Here is a 417-nt window from a genome sequence, read left to right on the forward strand (position 1 = left end):
GCCCATCTCTGTTGGACCTGCCATTGTTGAAGGTGCCCCTGTGACTGTCACCGGCGCTGATGGCACTCCCCTCGTCCAGATCATCATCAACGTGAACCGTCCTTCCGAGATTGCCGCTGATCCCGTTGATGTTGAGGACATTGCCGAGGAGCCTTTGCCCGAAGTTGTTATTCTCCCCACTCCCGTATTTCCTGAAATCGACGTTCCTGAACCCGTGGAGCTCCCCAGCCCTGTCCTCCCCGAAGTCGTCAAGCCCGTAATTGTTGGTACCCCTATCATCCCGGCACCCGCTGTCACTCTTCCCGAGACCCTCAACTGAGCCAGCTTACTGATATTCTTGCAATAGTACAGTATAATTGTAAATAAAAATACAAAAATGATGATCTAAATGTAAAAATATTGTATCATGAGCACCTA

The 417-nt window shown here is 50.1% G+C and carries 1 protein-coding gene; it reads left to right on the top strand.

Going from position 1 to position 417, the window contains the following annotated elements; translation table 11 throughout:
* Positions 1 to 319: hypothetical protein (locus F0L74_RS34575; RefSeq protein ID WP_213087171.1), on the top strand; the 319-nt coding region annotated here is incomplete at its 5' end.
* Positions 320 to 417 lie beyond the last annotated feature (98 nt).

This window comes from Chitinophaga agrisoli (assembly GCF_008386695.1).
In the GTDB taxonomy this organism is placed as follows: domain Bacteria; phylum Bacteroidota; class Bacteroidia; order Chitinophagales; family Chitinophagaceae; genus Chitinophaga; species Chitinophaga agrisoli.